The organism is Pararhodobacter marinus (assembly GCF_003122215.1).
Lineage (GTDB): Bacteria > Pseudomonadota > Alphaproteobacteria > Rhodobacterales > Rhodobacteraceae > Pararhodobacter > Pararhodobacter marinus.
In genome coordinates this window covers 1-16720 of the sequence record NZ_QEYD01000014.1, presented here as the reverse complement: position 1 = coordinate 16720, position 16720 = coordinate 1, and the positions used below count along the sequence as shown (strand labels likewise).

Genomic DNA, 16720 nt, shown 5'->3' with positions numbered 1-16720 from the left:
GCGATTAGCCGCCCGCCCCCAAGAGGACGAAATCGCAGGCCGTGTCGCGCCGCGTGACTTCCGCCCCCATGGTCGAGATCGTGGTCGTCGCGGTTGCCGCCTGCGCGGGCGCACCGCGGAAGTTGAAGCAGTTGGCCTGCGCAGGGTTATGCTGCGCGCAGGCTGTCAGGGTCAGGCCGAGGCCAAGCAGCATGACGCTGCGGATGATGGTACGGGTCATGTCACTCTCCAGAAATCAGGGCGGTCACGGTAGTCGGGGCCGACAAGAGCCTCGCCCTTCTCCATGCCGCCAAGGATGGTCACGAGGGGGCCGAGCGCGCTCAGATCGGCGTCGATCACCACAGCTCCCCGGTCGTCGCGCACGAGGGCCAGCCGCGAGGCGGAGCCGACGCCCAGAAGCACATCGAGTTCTTTGTCGCTGAGGCCGAGCATCGCGTAATCGGCGGCCGAGGCGCGGATGTTGGGCAGAAGAACTTGCGTCGGCACGGCTTCGACGATGGTCTTGCCGGTCCGAGTGCGCTCAAGCTGGCTGGCATATTGGGTCATCATCACGACGACCGCGTTTTGCTTGCGCGCGGTCACCAGCCAGTTTGAGAGCCGCTCTGCGAAGTAGGCGTTGTCGAGCGCCTTCCAGGCCTCGTCGATGACGATGATCGTCGGCTTGCGGTCTTCGATCACGCGCTCGACCCGGCGGAAGAGGTAGGAGAGGACCGCCATGCGTTCCCGCTCGCTTTCAGAATCGAGGATGCCGGTCAGGTCGAACCCTGCGACATCGCCGTCTATGCTGAAGCTATCCTCGGCATTCGCCCCGAAGATCCAGCCATAGCGGCCATCGGCGGTCCATTCCTGCATCCGCTCGAAAAGATCGCCCTCGTCATCGGTCGAGACGAGGAGAGAGGCGAAATCAGACCAGTTGCGTAACCCAGCATTCCCGGCACTCGCGTTCTGGCGCACGACCTCTTGCAGGCGGTTGGTCTGCACCGGGTTCAGGGGTCGGTCGCGGCGCTCGAGGAGACTTGCGAGCCAGTCGGCCAGCCATGCCTGACCGCGGGCGTCGATTTCCGTCTGCAGCGGGTTCAGGCCCGTGGGCCGCCCGGCCCGCACGGTCGAATAGCTACCACCAAGCGCGCGGACGGCCATTTCCATGCCGGCGCGATAGTCGAAGAGGAAAAGCCGCGCGCCTGCCCGGCGAGCCATGGTCATCAAGAAAGCCGCCAGCACGGATTTGCCTGAGCCGGGGCGGCCGAGGATCAGCGTGTGGCCACCTGTGGGCTCGTGGTCCGGTGCGCCCTGTTCGTGGAAGTTGAAGCGGAACCCGCTGCGCTCTGGCGTCGGGAAAAGCGTGATCGGTACGCCCCAGGGCACTTCCTTGCCGGTCTTGCCAAGCGGTGTGCGGTGGAAGGTGGCGAGATCGGCGAAGTTATGGTTCGTGATTGCGGCCTTGCGGCTGCGCGCCCCGGTGTTGCCGGGATGCTGCGCCATGAAATGCGCCCGTGCGCCGAAGGCTTCGGAGATCAGGTTGATGCCGGAGGTGGCAGAGATGTTGCGGATTTCGGCTGCGATATCGTCGAGGGCGGCCTGGCTGCGCGCATAGACTGCCACGGTCATGTGGTGCTCACCGAAGATCAGGCGCTTGGATTCCAGATCGTCCTGGGCGAGTTCCAGTTCCTGCGCGAGGCTGACGGCTCCGTCATTGGCGGCCTGCATAAGCCGCAGCTGCCGCTTGATCCGGCCCGCCATGATGTTGGCGTTGATCGGCACAAAAGAGTGCGTGACGACCATGTCGACGGGCAGATTCAACTCGTCGAGCATCAGGCTATCGGTCTTGGCGGGGTAGTTCTTCACCGCAAAGATCGCCCCGAGCTTGTCGCCGACGGCACCGTCCGAGAGTGCGATGGTCGTGCCGCGGAAGGTGACGCGGGTATTGGCCACGTCCTCGGCGATCACACCGAGGCGCGACCGGGGGAAGAGCGGGTGCTCCTCGCCCGTGTTGAGGGAGCCGAGGAAACCCAGAAGCTCGCCAGTACTGGCGGCCAGCAGGCGGGGCTTCAGCTCATCGAAGGACGACAGGAGAAACCCAACGACCTCGTCGAGCTTGCGCAAGCGTCGGGTCGTGTCCGCCGCATGCCGGGCACGAGACGCGCCCAAGCCGAAGGGCAAACGGCTGCCGGTCTCGGGACGTTTCAGCACGGTCAGGGTCAGCGTCTTGTCGCGCAGGCCAGATTGACCCAGATGCGCGCGCCAGCGCTGGTCCACGGCGGCAGCGAACCCATCGCCCGGGATGGGCGGCAGGGTCACATCGACCGCTTTCGAGACTTTGTGCAGGTAGAAGGAGAACTCGGTTCCGACCTGTGCGACGATGCCCGCCAAGAGCCCGCCGATGCGGTCGAGATGGGCGTCCTCGCTCGTGGTGCTGTTGACCCCTTCGAGTCGGATGCATTGCATCAACTCGTTACCGCGTGTCCGGATCGTCCGGTCGGTGACGAGGCTGACATAGGGCAGCATGGACGAGAGCCGCTTCTCGCCCTTGACCCATGCAGGCAGCGTAGTCAGCGGATCGAGGGCGCCTTCCACGTCACGGGCAACTCCATCATGGAGCATAGCTGTCGCCCCCGTGGATCCTGCGGTTTGTCGTGGGCGGGGTTTCCTGCAAGGTGATCACCAGGACATCGAGAAAGTTCGGATCCCAGTCCGCGGCCTTCCAGAGCGTCGGCCAGGCCAGCCCCGCGAAGACGGCCACCACCCAGCTTTGCACCCACAGGAACAGAAGCGTCGAGCCGAAGAGCCAGACCATGGCGTACATGATCGGCAGGCCCATCAGCTTGGGTGGCCTGAGAAGGCCGATGAACACGCGGGACTGGTCGGACATGGGTGCTTCTCAGGTCGTCCAGATGGCGGCGACGATGGTGGGCGCCGCGGCGATGCCCGCGATCGCGACCACGACCCAGAGCGCCTGACGGAAATCGAGGATGCCAAAGAGCCAGGAGAGGAACACGCCGATCAGGGCGAGCGTGCCGATCACGATGCCCAAGGGGCCGGTGATCGCATCGACGATGCCTTGTAGCAGCGTCTGCACGGGCGAGAGGTCGATGCTTTGCGCAAGCGCCGGTCCTGCCAGCACGATCAGAGCCATCGCGCCGAGTGCAACAATAGAAGGTTTGGACGTCACGAAAGGTCTCCTCTCAGCCGTTGGAACACGGCTGTCACACGGGCCACATGGCCTTGGGTTTCTCGAAAGGTGGGAATGCCGCCATGGCGGGTGACCGCATGGGGACCGGCATTGTAGGCTGCGAGCGCCAGCGCGGGATCGCCGAACTGCTCAAGCATCATCAGAAGGTAACGGGCAGAGCCGTCGAGGTTCTGGGCGATATCATGGGGATCGACGCCGAGATCGCGCGCGGTGTCGGGCATGAGCTGGCCGAGACCGATGGCTCCAACCGGGCTTAAGGCGCGTGGGTTGTACGCGCTCTCGACCTCGATGTTAGCGCGGTAGAACAGCACCCAATCAGTGACCGACAGGCCCGCCTGACGCAAAGCGTCATGGCCACTGTGGCGCAGCGCTGTGGTCTCGATGGCGTGGAGGATTTCGGGGGTGGCGCGGACGGCGCGCGGGGCGACCGCTGCGGCAGCCGTCACATCGCTCAGGGGAGCATCATCTCCGCGAGACTGCGGCGCTGCAAAAAGAAAGAGGCGATCTGGGAGGGGCCCAGTCTGGGCATCGTCTTCGCCGGTGAACGAGCGCAGGCTGCTCGTGCTCTCGGCAGTGTCGATAAGTCGGCCATCAGGGCTGACCTGGAAGATGACACCGTCGGCAAGGGCCGGGGGTGCGGAACAAACACCTGTACCCAATGCAACGACGAGCGCGAACGCGCGGTCAGTTGTCCTTGACCAGAACCGGACCAGTCCGTGGCTCGGGCGAGCGCCCGGGGGCTGCGTGGCGCTCGCGGGCACCCTCAACAAGCGGGATGCTGGCGGTCGTGCAGCCCATGTCGGCAAGGAAGCTGACAAGGCCGACGATGGTCTTGAAATCGCGCAGCTTGAGGACGCTGCGGCTGGTGACGAGCATCTTGTCGTCCCCTCCATCCGGGGCAACCGCCCGGATGACCCAGGCGCCGTACCAACTGTTGTGGCGCTTCTCGGCGCCTTCCTTGCAGACCACCTCGATGAGGTAGCCTTCGGCAAGGAGGCCGCGCAGCCCGTCTTCTGTAACCACATTCGGTGCTTCTTCTATCATGGCCTTCCCTTGGGTCCTTCTTCTGCCTGGGTGCAGTCTCGGGCCCACGGAGTCGCAACACCGCGGGCGATACAATACAACATGAACGATAGCAAGACAATTAAAACGACTTGACGAAGTTCGCCTTGCTCCGATAACGGTGATAGCTGACAAAATAGTGACCTTAAAGGCGGCAAAGGAGTTTTGCCCTGCACATGACCTGTGCGCGCAACATCACTCTAGCGCTGCTGATCACCGTACTCGTGGCAGCATGCCCGGTCCATGCCTGCACCCCGCCGGAGCGGCCGTTCCTGCCTGCGTCACGCGAAGACATGCGCGCCTACGCGGATCTGATCCGGGGAGATTTCGAGGCCTACATCGCCGCCGTGCAGGATTATTTCCGCTGCCTCGATAATGAACGCGCGCGGGCCTCTATCGAAGCGAGGGAAGTGAGCGAAGAGTACGGACGGTTTCTCGACGCAGTGGAGTAGTGGCCCCCGCCCGGTCCTGAATCCCTGAACGGAGTACCAGCTCATGCACTGCCTGTTTCAAGCGAGCTTTCAGTCCTCAGTCTTCCCGGTCAGGAAAGAGCCCCGGCATCCATCGACCTGCATATTTGGCGGGGAACGCCAGCTTTAGGGGGGCACGTGTCGATACTGAGGATAGCGCGCCAGCCTCGAGAAGCGCTGAGGTCACACGTCGCGCCGTACGGTCGCTCGTACCCAGGATGGACTCGACCTCGCCCCGCTCGATCTGTCCCTGATAAAGAACAGCTTTCAGAACAATATCGGATTTCACAGGCAGGGATCCGGCACGTATTTCCTCTTCCGCCCAGATCAAAATGCGGTCCCGCAACCGGTCTGGCCGCATGAGCCCTGCCATGAACTCCACTTGGTCGATGCAAATGCGCAGAAAGAACTGCGCGAAGGAGGCAAGCGCAGCCTCGCTGAGCGTGCCGCGGCCGTCGCGGTCGCCACGGCGCGGCCCATCACAGGCGGCGAGGTGTTCCTTGTAGGCTGCCTCCTGCCGCGCCAGCCCGCGCGCCACTGACCAAAGGCCGCGCGTGTCCAGGGTCTTGCGCAGCATGGCGTAGGACATGAGACGTGCAACGCGCCCATTCCCATCAAGGAAGGGGTGCACCCAGAGAAGCCGGTGATGGGCGCAAGCCGCGGCAAGGATCGGTTCGATCCTGCCGGGAAGGCTATAGGCTTTGTGCATTCGGTCGAGGAAGCGGGGGACGGCACCAGGGCTGACGGCGATATGCCGTCCGACTTCAACGTATCGTTTGCGCAGTTCTCCGGGCACAACCGGGATTTTCTCGCCTGTCTTTGGGTTCTCGACGAAGAGAAGCTCGAGCGGCAAGAGTTCACAAAACCGGCGATGCAGTTCGATGATTGACGCAGGCGCGGTCGGTGGTTCCACCATGCTATCTTCGTCGATCCATTTCTGAACGGCGACATGCGCCTTGGCTTCAAGCTGAAGGTTTCGCTTTTTTGGATCGGCGCTGTAATCGTTCCGCATGGCGCGTTCGATGTCGATGGGATGGGTGTCATGCCCCTCGATGAGGTTGCTGTAGTAGCAGTTCATCGCCCGCACGAGATCAGCAAGCGGCTCTGCAATTGAAGCGGGCAAGCTGCTGCGGAATGCGGCGGATTTCTCCGCCAACTCGAGTACAAGATCATTCAAGCCTGAGCGGACAGGAGAGCCCTCCGAGACCATGAGGGGCTCGAACAAGCCTACCGTTTCGCCGTCATCACGGACCATCACATTACCTTCCTGCTGGCCGCTTTCTTGACCGTACGCATTCTCCATAAAATGAATATTTATCATAGTAGTGCGCTACAGGCTACGGAGATCACGTCCGGTTATTTGGCCGGTTCGATGTCCACTTATGCTTGGCTCAGGGATCCCATTGCCCAATCGGTGCCCTGAAGCCACGTCACGCGTCAGACCGACATCTGCGACCAGCCCTTAGGGGGTCACACCGCAACTCCCGCGATGAAATCTCCTTGCTATCGTGCGTGTTGTTTTGTATCGCCGCACCATTATAGTGGGAGTCGGCGTCATGAAGCACAGGGTCCGGACCGCGGCGGCAGCCGCGGTAATCACCGTATCGAACCTCTTCGGGTCGGTCGAGCCGGCGCAAGCCTATCAGGTCGACTGCGCCATCTTGCTTTGCTTGGCAGGTGGCTGGCCGGCTTCCGCACCCTGTGCCCATGCACGCGCGGTCTTCATACGTCGGATCACGCCTTGGCCGATCGAACCTCCCTTGCAGATCTGGCGTTGCCCGATGGGGGCGTCGTTCAACGCCCCTGCCCCGCTGTCGCCGATGGAGCGGCTTTACGACATCGCCTTCCAAGAGGCGCATCAGGTCAGCACCCCGAGAGATCCCCTGCCCCTTGTCCGAGTCCAGTCAGACGAGCGCGCTGACATCGACATCTCGGGTGATGCCTTCGACTTCGTCCGCAGCATCCGCGTGTTTCACATCCAGTTCAGCCAGCGCCAGAACCGAGACGGCGACTGCATCACCTCTGACTCTACGCGCCTCGGCTCCTACGGGGTCCAAGGCGACTATCACTGGACCCGGTCCAGCGTCGCCCAAGTGCCGCCCGCCTCCGATCTGCCCAACACCGGACACTGCAACTGGGTGAGTTACCGCTCGGTCTTCGTCGATTGGCGCGATCATGAAGGCAACTACGACTTCGAAGAGGTCCGCTACTGAACCCGGCCGGGCCTCCATCGGGCAGGCCCGCCTCCGACACACCTTGCACCGGAGACTGTGCACCGAACCCGAAAAGGGAAACGACGCCAGACCGAAAAGCCTGACGCCGTGCTAGAAGAACCCGTGAACAAGGATCTTCTAGCGCACTGTCCAAACCTCTGCAACCGGCAAAGTTGTTTTGCTGGCAAGAATGTTGTTTGCTCTCGGCATGGGGTCGTCTCTCGAGGAGACACCGACCATGGAACCCACAACCGGCCTGATCCTTCGACGGATCACACAGACAGAACTGTCCGTATCCGCCCACAAGCTGGCAACAGTCATCCTCGACGCCATCGCGTGGAAGGAGGGCTTCAACGGGCTATCGCGTGGGACGGCCGCTTTCACGCTCGCGGGCCTCGCGTCGAAGATGAACATCTCGCGCCAGTACCTGACCGAACTGCTGGCGGAACTCGAGGCGTCCGAACTGGAGCTGAGGCGAGAGAAGCCAAACGGCAAGTTCGCACCCTGGCTTTTCCGTTTCGCTGCCTTTGACGCAGAGGGGGATGATCAGGAAGTTGGGTCAGGCACAGGCGACACATCACTATCTAGAGAGAAAGATAACAAAACTGTATTCTCAGGGCAGATCACTATTGTCGCTGACTCGAACGTCTTTCAAACCTGTTGGGCGGAGCTGATCAAAGCTGCGAAGAAGGCCCTGCCCTGCTGGAACGTCGACACGCAGGTGATCTGGGACCGCTTCCTAGCCTTCAACCGGGCGCGAGGAAACGACAAGGTTCCGGCCGGTTTTCTCCTTGGGTTCATGCGCCGATGGCGAACCTCACCCGGTACGTTCAGCCGACCGGAAGCAGCGCCTACGCCGGAGCGAGCGTCTGATCCGCGTGAGCGGGAGTTGCACGATCAGATCAAGGCGGCACCAAGTGGCAACCGGCAGTTTCACGCATCAGACCTGTGCCGTCTTATCGGGCAAGCCGCTTACGAGGCTCGCATTCTCGAGGTCATCCGGCAGTTCGGATGCCCGAGGTTCACAGCGATGCTCGCCGTTCATGGGCGTGCTGTGATGGCAGGCGAGATCGCGATATGATTGCAGTACGGTTAACGCGCTAGGTGTATCGCGCAGTCTTGACGGCGCCTTTCAGCGGGGGCCGATCTGGACGAACCCGATGGAAATGGCCGTGCGCCCGCACATGTGGCGGCCTTCGCCTCGAACGATGCCGCGTTGAAGGCGCTTGCCACCGCCGGGGCCGACATGAATACACTCGACAACGAGGTCTACGATGTCCTGACCATTGCCGCGGTCGCCAACGATCCAGAATTGGTATCGCTGGCCCTGCTCCTTAGGAATGGTCCCGACCTGATCACCAGCGTCTATGACGGCACGGCGCTGATCGCCGGCGCGCATCTGGGCCATCATGAGGTGGTTCGCCGCCTCATTGCCGGCGGTGCACCGCTGGATCATGTGAACAACCTCGGCTGGACCGCCCTGATCGAAGCGGTCGTCCTGGGCGACGGCGGGCCCGACCACGTCAAGAGGGTACGCACCCTGGTCAAGGCCGGTGCCGACCGGACCATCGCCGACCGTGACGGGGTTACCCCGCTTCAACACCCCAGGGCGCGAGGCTACGACGCGAGCGTCGCAATCCTGCGCGATGGCTAGAGGGCGCTGCCGCCGGAAGCTTGACGGTCCGTGAACATCGCGGCGATGGCTGCCGTCGCTGCCTTTACGACAGATGATGTGGGCGCGGCGACCGCATGGGCAAGAATTATCGATTCGCGCGCGCTTCTGTCGGTGATCGGGATAGCGCGTACCTTCGCCCCATCATAGGACCGGTCGGTGGGAGGACACCCATAGCTGATACCGACGCCTTCTCTGTAGGCGGCCAAGCTTCGCATGATCTCCAGCGATCTGACGCGATGCGCCACCGTGGGCGACAGGCCCTGATTTCGAAAAAGCTGCAGCGTGTGGCGGTTGGACAGCATTTCCTCGAACAGGATAAGCGGTTCTGTGGCGATCTCCTTCAGGGCGAGTGTTGGACGATCGGCAAGCGGGTGGTCAGCTGCGACGAAGGCATGGGGTGCAACTGCCGACAGGGCAATGCGGTTGAAACCCGAATCCAGGCCCAGGTCGTAGGTCAGCGAAAGACTGATGCGACCCTCACGCATCTCGCGGGCAAGTGTCTCGAAATCCGCGATCTTCCAGATGATCTCTACGCCCGGAAGAGTCTTCCGCAGAAGACGTAGGATCGGCGCAAGGTGATACGCAGCCAAGTCCTCGAAACATCCCAGGACGACCGTGCCGTTCACCGCACGCTGTATTGTCGCGGGGTCCTCCAGACGTCGCGCCATCGCCAGAAGCGTTTCGGCCTCGGCAACGAAGAGGTTGGCGAACATCGTCATGCGAAGCGGTGCACCCTTCGACCGGATGAAGAGCTTTTCGCCCAGCGTGTCCTCGACCTGTCCGAGGGCCACGGACAGGGAGGGCTGCGACACATTCAGCGTCGTCGCGGCCCCAGAGAGGCTTCCTGCGCGGGCGACGGTCACGACGTATTCAAGCTGGCGTAGGGTAAGATGTAGCATAAAACTAAGGCTACATTAGAAAGTTATTATTTGAAACTATCTTTGCAGTCCCGGAAGTTCTGTGAGATCAACTCGAAAGGTCTTCCAATGCCGCACCCACTCATCAGTCAAGCAGACATCGACGCCTTCCAGCGCGACGGTGTGATTCTTGTGAAAGGCCTGTTCAAGGACCATGTCGACACCTTGCGAAAAGGCGTCGATCGCAACATGGCAGAGCCTGGCGAATACGCGGCCGAGAACCTGAAGCCCGGCGAGGGCGGTCGCTTCTTCGACGACTATTGCAACTGGAACCGCATTGCAGAGTTCGAGGACGTGATCCGCACCTCGCCCGCCGCCGAAGTTGCCGCTGATCTCATGGGCTCTAACACCGTGCAGCTCTTCCATGACCATGTGCTGGTCAAGGAGCCTGGGACCTCCAAACCAACGCCCTGGCACCAGGACGGACCCTACTACTTCGTGGAGGGTCGACAGACAGTTAGCTTCTGGTCCCCGCTTGACCCGGTCCGCGAAGCGACGCTGCGCTGTGTCGCCGGGTCGCACCTTTGGCCCAAGGCCGTCCTTCCCACGCGCTGGCTCTCTGAAACCAACTTCTACCCGGATGAGGACAACTACATGCCCGTGCCCGACCCGGATGCCGAGGGCATGGACATTCGCGAGTTCGCGATGGAACCCGGCGATGCCGTCGCCTTCAACTACATGACGCTGCACGGCGCGCGCGGGAACACCAGCACGACGCGCCGGCGGGCGTTCTCGCTGCGACTGGTGGGCGACGACGCCCGCTATGTCGAACGGCCCGGCCGTACGTCGCCGCCGTTTCCCGGCCACGACATGGTTGCGGGCCAGCGCCTGCGCGAGGACTGGTTTCCGCGACTGTTCGACAGAGCGTCCGCATAAGCGGGCTGGTGTCGCGATGCTCAGGCAGCCTCGCGCTGCCCGAGCGCCGCGGCACTGAAGCTGCAGCTGTAGATGTGGTGCATGGCATCGACGCGGCCCGGAATCAGCGGAATGTCGTCGCGCAGCCAGAACCACGGCTGGGCCGACAACCTGTGCTCAAACCGTAGAGACGTGGTGGCCGACCAGAACGCAACCAGGCCCTTCGGACCGAGGGACCTTGCCACCGCGCCGAGACCGCAATCCTCATAGAGCCCCGTGTTCGCCTCCCGGACAGGGGACTCGGGCCCATTGTCAGTATCCATCAGGATCAGGTCATAGGCCGTGTCGATCGCTGCCAGATGCGCCTGCACATCGCCGATCAGAACCCTTGTCCGAGGATCGTCCAGCACATGGTCAGCCAAATGGGCTAGTGGACCCCGGTTCCATTCGACGATCTCAGGGATCAGTTCGCAGACAGTCACTTCGGCATCGGGTGGGGCAAGGTCAAGCACCGCGCGCAATGTAAAGCCCAGACCCAGGCCTCCAATCAGAACGCGACGCGCCTCAAAGTTCATCCGGCGCATGGACCTCAGCGCAAGCTGGTCCTCGGACTGATGGTTCAGGTTCGACATCAGCTGGATGCCGTTATAGCAAATTTCGAAGACGTCGCCGCACTGGCGCAAAATAATGTCGTCTCCCGACGCCGTCCCGGCGCGGGCAAGTATGGTCCACGAAGTCATGTCAGGTCCTGTACAGAAAGGGACCCCGCGCGCTGCGGCGGGGCGATCAGGGGTTCATCACTTTCCGGGGCTGCCCTAGGCCTCAGGCGATCGGGCAACCCTCAGACATTGTTTGAACTGAACCCGCACAGGAGGGGGAAGACAGCCGAAATGTTGAACAGGGAATTCATTCGCCCAAACTGTCTGAAAGGCGCCCTCACGGAGAGCGCCGCCATTCCGGCATGGTGCCAAGGGGCGATCGAAGCGCGACGCACGCCGTCAACCCGCAGCTATCAGGCGCCAGAAGAAGATCGCGCTCATCCCAAAGCCCACCGTGGCGATGACCCCACGGACGACCGGTTTTGGCAGGGCGCGCGCCAGGGGGGCCCCAGCATAGCCGCCAGCAGTCGCAGCCAGCATCATGATAGCAGCCTGCGGCCAGGCTACCAGACCCGCCACGGCGAACACCGCCACCGAGATGGCCGACAACAGAAAGCTCAACCCCGATTTCAGGGCGTTCATGCGGTCAAGGTCCGCCATCCCCCAAAGCGAGAACAGCGCCAGCAGAATGATGCCAAGACCACCGTTGAAATAGCCGCCGTAAAGCGCCACCGCAAACAAACCCAATGCGCCGTCTGCCGTAACATCCCGTGCTCTTGCTGCGGCCCATGATCGAACAAGGTCCCCAAACAGAAATGCCATGGTCGCGCCCAGCAGCAGGAAGGGGACCACAACGGCAAAGGCCTCGTTTGACGAAACCAGCAGTAACCCCGAGCCGACCAGCCCTCCCGCAAGGGTGATACCGGCAAGCCGCAGCAGCCGGCGGCGATCAAAACCGCCCAGCTCTTGCCGAAAACCCAGCGCGCCCCCCAAATACCCCGGAAAGACGGCCACTGTGCTCGTGGCATTTGCCATGACCGGCGGCATGCCAGTGAAGACCAGCGCCGGGAAGGTGAGAAAGGTGCCCCCACCCGCAATCGTGTTCAGCACCCCCGCACCAAAGGCGGCAGAAATCAGCACCAGAAATTCCATCACGATCTTCTTTCCTGCAACTCCGGGCAAAGGTTTGGTCCCGACGTCGGATTGGGCGTGACCGTGTCAACGACCACAAGCGACTTTACAGAACCGTCTTCGCACAGAAGCGGCGCGCGCTGCCCAATACGCATGCCGATAAGCGTCGCACCCAAAAGTGACGAGACCGGAATGGTTCCCCGTTGCCGGGGTCCAACGTTCGGCTGGTGCACGAGCAGGCCAACTTCAACCGATGCCCCATTCACCGAGTATATGACCTCGTTCCGGCTGACCACTATGTCTCGGTCCACTGGCCGGTGGGATGGTTCGGTGTTCACGATCCGGTTCTGCAGGACATAGGCAAGCAAGGCCCAGTTCGGTCCCCTGTCGCGTTCACAGATTTCGAGATATTCAAGAAGAAGATCATAGTCCGCCATTGGCAGGACCGCCCTGCTCCGCGGCCGTACCCGGGCGGTGGTGGCAAACGGATGGACTTCGGGTTGGAGGGTGCTGCTTCTGGCCATGATTTCTCCTCGGGCGACGCGTGGCCGCAAGATTTCTCGGAATGCGAGGAGGCCCCGGGAGGTTCAGCAGGCGCGCAAACGCCTAGACCGCCCGGGGACAAGGGCGGTTCAGCAGAGGAAACCGATAGTGGTTTGCTTGCGACACCATCCATCAACGGTATGTAGCCGTCCCGGACAAGTCAACCGATGCGGCGGCCATGCGTTGTTCCCCATAAGGCATTGTTTCAGGAAATCCGCCTGATCGGCGCGTTTGCGCCGGTCAGGCCACCGGACCGGCTGTGGCGAGATTGAAATCCTGGAGCGCAGCGGCCATATGAGCCCCATGACGATGTTCAGCTTCCATATGAGGTTCCTGCGCGCAGCAGGGATTCTACTGAACCGCCGGTAGCCCCGGGCGGCGCGAGCACACGTGCTTGGTGACGCCTCGGGGTTAATGAATCCAGCCCCGCGCTTCCATCCAAGCAAGGTTGCGCTGGACGGCCGCTCGGCTGGCGCCAGTCAGGGCCTCGGCCATCGGAGCAGAGACAAGGGGCCATTCGGTCAGCACAGCACACAAGGCCGGAGGCGTGCGGCCCTGTCGCCTTGCCCTTAAATCCGAGACACGGCGCGTTTTCCGGCCTTTCTTGCCCTTAAATTTGAGATGAGGTGGCTGAACCGCCGACGCGTAGTCGCATCCGCTGAGCAATCTGGTCGACGGTTGCAAGCAGTCGGGGCTCCTTATCGTAGGCGCGAAGCAGGGCAACTCGTGCGTAGACGTCGATGTCCATGCTGCACAACGCAGCCTTTACCAGTGGACGTGATTGGGCGGAGGCAATGGCGGCAAGGCAGAAGAGCCTTATGTTCGGGCGGGGGCTTTGAAGCGCGAAGAAAGGGTCTCCACATAAAGCTTTGAGTCCCATCGCGAAGGTGACCGCCCGCATGGCTCGGCGTAGTTGACGCGCGCTGCCCGACACCGCGACACGCTCCAGCATCCGTGCCCCCCGGCGGGCATGATCAACCAGCTTTTCGGAGACCGCTGCGCCATTTTGCCTGTCGGCCTTTGGAAGAAGCCGGGCACCACAAATCTGGCAGTCGAACGCCCAGGCCCTACGCCAGTGCCTGAGCTCAAGGCCGCCATCAGCGCAGCTTGTGCAAGCCTGGAACGGCACCTGTGCGGTCAACCGCATCTCTGCTTCCGGCATCGCCGCGAAAGTCATCGACGACACGAACGCTGGATCGAAGCGCGCCGCAACGGAAATCCTATCCGCGGCCAGCATGTCGAGATCAAAATCAAGGGCTGCAGCATATTTTGCGTCGATCCCGATATGGGCGAGCAGGTCTGCTACCTCGCAATGATTGGAAGCGGCCAGTCGCGATAACCAACCAGAAAGCAACTCGTCCGGCACTGGCGTCACCGATATCGGCAGCGGGATACACGTCACGCCCCAGATTTCTCGAGCCGTCGCTGAGCGTTTGCATGGCGCGACCAGACCGGTGTCCATTTTGCGATGGCATCATCAGTGACGCACTCGTCACCGCTGATGATCGCGTCGATGGACAGATCCTTGACCAAGGCAAAGATGCGGGACGTCACCCCGCCAGTTAATGCGAGGATCTGCTTGAGCGACCGCACTTGCAGATTGGATTTCTTCTCCAGCGGCATGGCCGCGATCAATGTCTGGATCATATCCGAAAACTCGGCATCATCGCGCCAATTCGGCAGGTGGTGTTCATCAAGCCGACGGGCCAGTTGGACATCGCCGCGAATGGCATCGACGGCTTCGCTGACACCGTAGCAGACCAAAGATGCCTCCAGCTCGTTGCTGAGATACCTCAAGACATTGAGGAACCGGCGCTGTTCCCTATGCGTGCCCGCAAGAAGGTTGTGGACTTCGTCGATCATGATCATCCGCAGCCCGAGGTCGCGCAAAAGGCCCACGACCCGAACTTCCAGCGAGGCAACACTCTGCGCCTTCAGGCTCAGCGTCGACGACGGGGCTCCGACGGCTGCGAGGATGTGCATATAGAACCGCCGCTCATCAGGAGCGGGTGGCGCCTGCAACAGAAGTAACGGGGTGTGGGTGACGCCCGACTCCGGATCATACTCCGGCGCATAGCGTCGCGACAGGTTGCGGGCGATCATTGTTTTGCCGATGCCGGACGCCCCATGCACCAGAAGGCCAGGCATGCGGGTCTGCCGCGACATCTCAATCAGACCATGCAGCCGGTCCAGCACTTGCTCCGCTCGGGGAAAGCCGATCCAGATGTCCGATTGAATGAGGGCGATGCGGCCGTCGTCTTCAGTTTCTGCCCTCAATTCACCAGCGCTCCACCTTGAACATGGGGCGCGATGTATCACTGGTGTCGACCGGTCGCAGCCCCTCCGACGCCCGATCATCGACGGCCAAACCCTTCATCGAAGAATTCCTTTCACGTGATCGGCGCTCTGACTTGGTCAAAGCGCGGCTTTCACCCTCGATCTGGCGTTGCTGCCGGATCAATTCGGCGAGGACCAATTCATTCGTGCCCACCTTTCCCATGGCGCGTGCCTTTTGCATGGCCTCGCGATACTCCCAGAGCGACACCGGCGGGATCTCAAGATTTCGGTATCGGGCCTCGACGCATCTGCCGCCATCCAGTTCGACCCAGACGGCCGAGAGGTCGCGGGGATCGTAGCGGACCACCACCTTTCCGTCCCGACGACCGACATAACCTGCGAGGGCGTCGGACCAGTAGCGCAAGTCGAACAGATGGATGCCGTCGCGCCGAACCTGTCGCTGCTCACTTGGCAGGAAACTCACCCGAAACGCCTCCATGTCGAAGGGGATGTCGCCGGACATTTCCCCTGCGAGCGCGTCCCACTTGGCAACGGGCGTGCAGGTGAGGCTTGAGTGAATGCTGTTGTTGTAACGGCAGATCTCGAGGGCAAACCATCGATCGAACTCTCGCAGGGTCATCGCCGCATTGGCTTCTGCATCGTAGCCCCCCTTGGCCGCAACGGACGACTGGGTGGTTCCCGGCAGGAGATGCACTGCGCCCATCATCGTGCCGATCAGCCGTTCGATATGCCCCCCAAAATGAGGGCTTCCTGGCGGTCGATAGACCAAGTTTATCCCCCACTCGGCACAAGCTGATTGAAAGGCTTGGGACCGGAAATCGCGTCCATTGTCGACATGGATGCTCCGCGGTTTACCTTGGGCAGGCCAAGGGACAGCGCATTCAAGGTCAGCCAGCAGTTCTGCTTTGGGGGCTACGGCATGCGTAAGACAAAGGGCCACCGAAAGGCGAGATGGCGCCTCGAAGCTCACATGGCAACCCGTCACCATGCGTGAGGTGATGTCGATCGCGAGGGTAACCCAAGGCCGGCCGATGGGTTTACGCTCGAAATTGTCGACAAGGATGATGTCCGCCGAAGTGTGATCAATCTGCACAACGTCCAGCGGCCGTTCCGCTGCGTTTTGCCCTGTCACCGGCGCGAAACGCTGCCGTGCCGCCTTCGCCCCCTCGCGCGCTTTCATGACTTCACGCTCATCCATCGCATCGAGACGGCGCTGAACTGTCCGGCGCGTCGGCTGCTGAAGCCCTTGCTCAGCGCAAGCACTCCGGATTTCTCTAACCACGCGCGCCAAGCTGGGGCGTTCTCGCCGCAAGTAGTATCGCCTGAGGTGACCTTCGATCATGGCTTCAACCTCGTCGGGCACCATGACGGTTCCCGCTGGACGACCACGCTTTCGAGGAACAATCGCACTGGTTCGGCCGCCTCCTTCGGCAAGCCTCTGAATCCACCGCCAAACCGTCGCACGGCTGACACCTAGCTCCCAGACCGCGTCACGGATGCCGCTCTCCAAGCTACCGGACCCGGACAGATAGGCCTGAACCAAGGGCCGCAATACTGCTGCCCGGCGCTGGTCCTCCGCGCCAACAACTCCGACTTCTTCGCCATCGGCTTGCATCGTCACTGCCAGACCTGCCCTGTGAACCCTGTCTCACCTTTAACGGCAAGAATCTCAGATTTAAAGGCAACATCTCACATTCAAGGGCAGCGGTGTACCTTTGATTTTGTTGAATTCGTCATCTCAGAATTAAGGGCTACGCGACACCTGCG

At 61.9% G+C, this 16720-nt stretch carries 19 protein-coding genes; 5 read left to right on the top strand and 14 right to left on the bottom strand.

Annotated elements, in window-relative coordinates; all coding sequences use genetic code 11:
• Window positions 1-4 precede the first annotated feature (4 nt).
• The 6 genes from C4N9_RS19220 to C4N9_RS19195 form a co-directional block, all read right to left on the bottom strand.
• Complete coding sequence (locus C4N9_RS19220) at window positions 5-220, bottom strand: hypothetical protein (protein ID WP_109534980.1); 216 nt, start codon at window positions 218-220, stop codon at window positions 5-7.
• A complete protein-coding gene (locus C4N9_RS19215; protein WP_109534979.1) occupies window positions 217-2601 on the bottom strand; it encodes a VirB4 family type IV secretion/conjugal transfer ATPase in 2385 nt (794 codons plus the stop codon). The genes C4N9_RS19220 and C4N9_RS19215 overlap by 4 nt, the downstream gene beginning before the upstream one ends.
• A complete protein-coding gene (locus tag C4N9_RS19210; protein WP_109534978.1) occupies window positions 2591-2869 on the bottom strand; it encodes a VirB3 family type IV secretion system protein in 279 nt (92 codons plus the stop codon). Before C4N9_RS19210 ends, C4N9_RS19215 begins: the two co-directional genes overlap by 11 nt.
• Window positions 2870-2878: 9 nt before the next feature.
• Window positions 2879-3169 carry a TrbC/VirB2 family protein gene (locus C4N9_RS19205; RefSeq protein WP_100196091.1) on the bottom strand — a complete coding sequence of 97 codons (291 nt, stop codon included), beginning with the start codon at window positions 3167-3169 and terminating at the stop codon, window positions 2879-2881.
• A complete protein-coding gene (locus C4N9_RS19200; RefSeq protein ID WP_425440807.1) occupies window positions 3166-3744 on the bottom strand; it encodes a lytic transglycosylase domain-containing protein in 579 nt (192 codons plus the stop codon). Before C4N9_RS19200 ends, C4N9_RS19205 begins: the two co-directional genes overlap by 4 nt.
• A gap of 130 nt (window positions 3745-3874) precedes the next feature.
• A complete protein-coding gene (locus C4N9_RS19195) occupies window positions 3875-4234 on the bottom strand; it encodes a hypothetical protein (RefSeq protein WP_088716109.1) in 360 nt (119 codons plus the stop codon).
• Window positions 4235-4428: 194 nt separating this feature from the next.
• Here C4N9_RS19195 and C4N9_RS19190 point away from each other — a divergent pair, with 194 nt between their 5' ends.
• Complete coding sequence (locus tag C4N9_RS19190; protein WP_245902633.1) at window positions 4429-4704, top strand: hypothetical protein; 276 nt, start codon at window positions 4429-4431, stop codon at window positions 4702-4704.
• 76 nt (window positions 4705-4780) lie between these two features.
• Here C4N9_RS19190 and C4N9_RS19185 read toward each other — a convergent pair whose 3' ends face one another.
• Window positions 4781-6043, bottom strand: a complete 1263-nt coding sequence (locus C4N9_RS19185) for a Fic family protein (RefSeq protein ID WP_245902632.1) — start codon at window positions 6041-6043, stop codon at window positions 4781-4783.
• A 235-nt stretch (window positions 6044-6278) separates the two neighbouring features.
• Between C4N9_RS19185 and C4N9_RS19180 the strand changes: the two genes are divergently transcribed.
• The 3 genes from C4N9_RS19180 (at window position 6279) to C4N9_RS19170 (ending at window position 8589) form a co-directional block, all read left to right on the top strand.
• The gene (locus C4N9_RS19180; RefSeq protein ID WP_109535044.1) at window positions 6279-6935 is read left to right on the top strand and encodes a hypothetical protein; all 657 of its coding nucleotides are present in this window, start codon (window positions 6279-6281) and stop codon (window positions 6933-6935) included.
• A gap of 238 nt (window positions 6936-7173) precedes the next feature.
• Window positions 7174-8016, top strand: a complete 843-nt coding sequence (locus tag C4N9_RS19175) for a hypothetical protein (protein WP_109535043.1) — start codon at window positions 7174-7176, stop codon at window positions 8014-8016.
• A 165-nt stretch (window positions 8017-8181) separates the two neighbouring features.
• Window positions 8182-8589, top strand: a complete 408-nt coding sequence (locus tag C4N9_RS19170) for an ankyrin repeat domain-containing protein (RefSeq protein ID WP_245902631.1) — start codon at window positions 8182-8184, stop codon at window positions 8587-8589.
• On the opposite strand, the gene C4N9_RS19165 is transcribed toward C4N9_RS19170, so the two are convergent.
• The gene (locus C4N9_RS19165; protein WP_109534976.1) at window positions 8586-9509 is read right to left on the bottom strand and encodes a LysR substrate-binding domain-containing protein; all 924 of its coding nucleotides are present in this window, start codon (window positions 9507-9509) and stop codon (window positions 8586-8588) included. The two genes, C4N9_RS19170 and C4N9_RS19165, sit on opposite strands and share 4 nt — an antisense overlap.
• Before the next feature lie 87 nt (window positions 9510-9596).
• Between C4N9_RS19165 and C4N9_RS19160 the strand changes: the two genes are divergently transcribed.
• On the top strand, window positions 9597-10403 hold the full coding sequence (locus C4N9_RS19160; protein WP_109534975.1) for a phytanoyl-CoA dioxygenase family protein: 807 nt from the start codon (window positions 9597-9599) through the stop codon (window positions 10401-10403).
• Between the two features lie 20 nt (window positions 10404-10423).
• Here C4N9_RS19160 and C4N9_RS19155 read toward each other — a convergent pair whose 3' ends face one another.
• The 6 genes from C4N9_RS19155 to C4N9_RS19130 form a co-directional block, all read right to left on the bottom strand.
• Window positions 10424-11122, bottom strand: a complete 699-nt coding sequence (locus C4N9_RS19155; protein WP_109534974.1) for a spermidine synthase — start codon at window positions 11120-11122, stop codon at window positions 10424-10426.
• A 258-nt stretch (window positions 11123-11380) separates the two neighbouring features.
• The gene (locus C4N9_RS19150) at window positions 11381-12133 is read right to left on the bottom strand and encodes a sulfite exporter TauE/SafE family protein (RefSeq protein ID WP_210404075.1); all 753 of its coding nucleotides are present in this window, start codon (window positions 12131-12133) and stop codon (window positions 11381-11383) included.
• Entirely contained in the window at window positions 12133-12636 is a 504-nt protein-coding gene (locus C4N9_RS21720) for a hypothetical protein (protein WP_146195185.1), read from the bottom strand. The genes C4N9_RS19150 and C4N9_RS21720 overlap by 1 nt, the downstream gene beginning before the upstream one ends.
• A gap of 629 nt (window positions 12637-13265) precedes the next feature.
• Complete coding sequence (locus C4N9_RS19140; protein ID WP_224953344.1) at window positions 13266-14117, bottom strand: TniQ family protein; 852 nt, start codon at window positions 14115-14117, stop codon at window positions 13266-13268.
• Window positions 14054-14932, bottom strand: coding sequence for a TniB family NTP-binding protein (locus tag C4N9_RS19135; RefSeq protein WP_007803215.1), 879 nt, complete (start codon window positions 14930-14932; stop codon window positions 14054-14056). Before C4N9_RS19135 ends, C4N9_RS19140 begins: the two co-directional genes overlap by 64 nt.
• A gap of 1 nt (window position 14933) precedes the next feature.
• Window positions 14934-16319: a Mu transposase C-terminal domain-containing protein gene (locus C4N9_RS19130; RefSeq protein ID WP_245902629.1), complete on the bottom strand. Its 1386-nt coding sequence runs from the start codon at window positions 16317-16319 to the stop codon at window positions 14934-14936.
• Window positions 16320-16720 lie beyond the last annotated feature (401 nt).

What these genes read in the sequence shown, in the direction of transcription:
- C4N9_RS19180 (WP_109535044.1), top strand. Translation starts at nt 6,279, where the DNA reads ATGAAGCACAGGGTCCGGACCGCGGCGGCAGCCGCGGTAATCACCGTA.
- C4N9_RS19175 (WP_109535043.1), top strand. Translation starts at nt 7,174, where the DNA reads ATGGAACCCACAACCGGCCTGATCCTTCGACGGATCACACAGACAGAA.
- C4N9_RS19165 (WP_109534976.1), bottom strand. Translation starts at nt 9,509, where the DNA reads ATGCTACATCTTACCCTACGCCAGCTTGAATACGTCGTGACCGTCGCC.
- C4N9_RS19155 (WP_109534974.1), bottom strand. Translation starts at nt 11,122, where the DNA reads ATGACTTCGTGGACCATACTTGCCCGCGCCGGGACGGCGTCGGGAGAC.
- C4N9_RS19170 (WP_245902631.1), top strand. Translation starts at nt 8,182, where the DNA reads ATGAATACACTCGACAACGAGGTCTACGATGTCCTGACCATTGCCGCG.
- C4N9_RS19140 (WP_224953344.1), bottom strand. Translation starts at nt 14,117, where the DNA reads ATGGACACCGGTCTGGTCGCGCCATGCAAACGCTCAGCGACGGCTCGA.
- C4N9_RS19195 (WP_088716109.1), bottom strand. Translation starts at nt 4,234, where the DNA reads ATGATAGAAGAAGCACCGAATGTGGTTACAGAAGACGGGCTGCGCGGC.
- C4N9_RS19150 (WP_210404075.1), bottom strand. Translation starts at nt 12,133, where the DNA reads ATGGAATTTCTGGTGCTGATTTCTGCCGCCTTTGGTGCGGGGGTGCTG.
- C4N9_RS19185 (WP_245902632.1), bottom strand. Translation starts at nt 6,043, where the DNA reads ATGATAAATATTCATTTTATGGAGAATGCGTACGGTCAAGAAAGCGGC.
- C4N9_RS21720 (WP_146195185.1), bottom strand. Translation starts at nt 12,636, where the DNA reads ATGGCCAGAAGCAGCACCCTCCAACCCGAAGTCCATCCGTTTGCCACC.
- C4N9_RS19210 (WP_109534978.1), bottom strand. Translation starts at nt 2,869, where the DNA reads ATGTCCGACCAGTCCCGCGTGTTCATCGGCCTTCTCAGGCCACCCAAG.
- C4N9_RS19130 (WP_245902629.1), bottom strand. Translation starts at nt 16,319, where the DNA reads ATGGTGCCCGACGAGGTTGAAGCCATGATCGAAGGTCACCTCAGGCGA.
- C4N9_RS19220 (WP_109534980.1), bottom strand. Translation starts at nt 220, where the DNA reads ATGACCCGTACCATCATCCGCAGCGTCATGCTGCTTGGCCTCGGCCTG.
- C4N9_RS19215 (WP_109534979.1), bottom strand. Translation starts at nt 2,601, where the DNA reads ATGCTCCATGATGGAGTTGCCCGTGACGTGGAAGGCGCCCTCGATCCG.
- C4N9_RS19160 (WP_109534975.1), top strand. Translation starts at nt 9,597, where the DNA reads ATGCCGCACCCACTCATCAGTCAAGCAGACATCGACGCCTTCCAGCGC.
- C4N9_RS19190 (WP_245902633.1), top strand. Translation starts at nt 4,429, where the DNA reads ATGACCTGTGCGCGCAACATCACTCTAGCGCTGCTGATCACCGTACTC.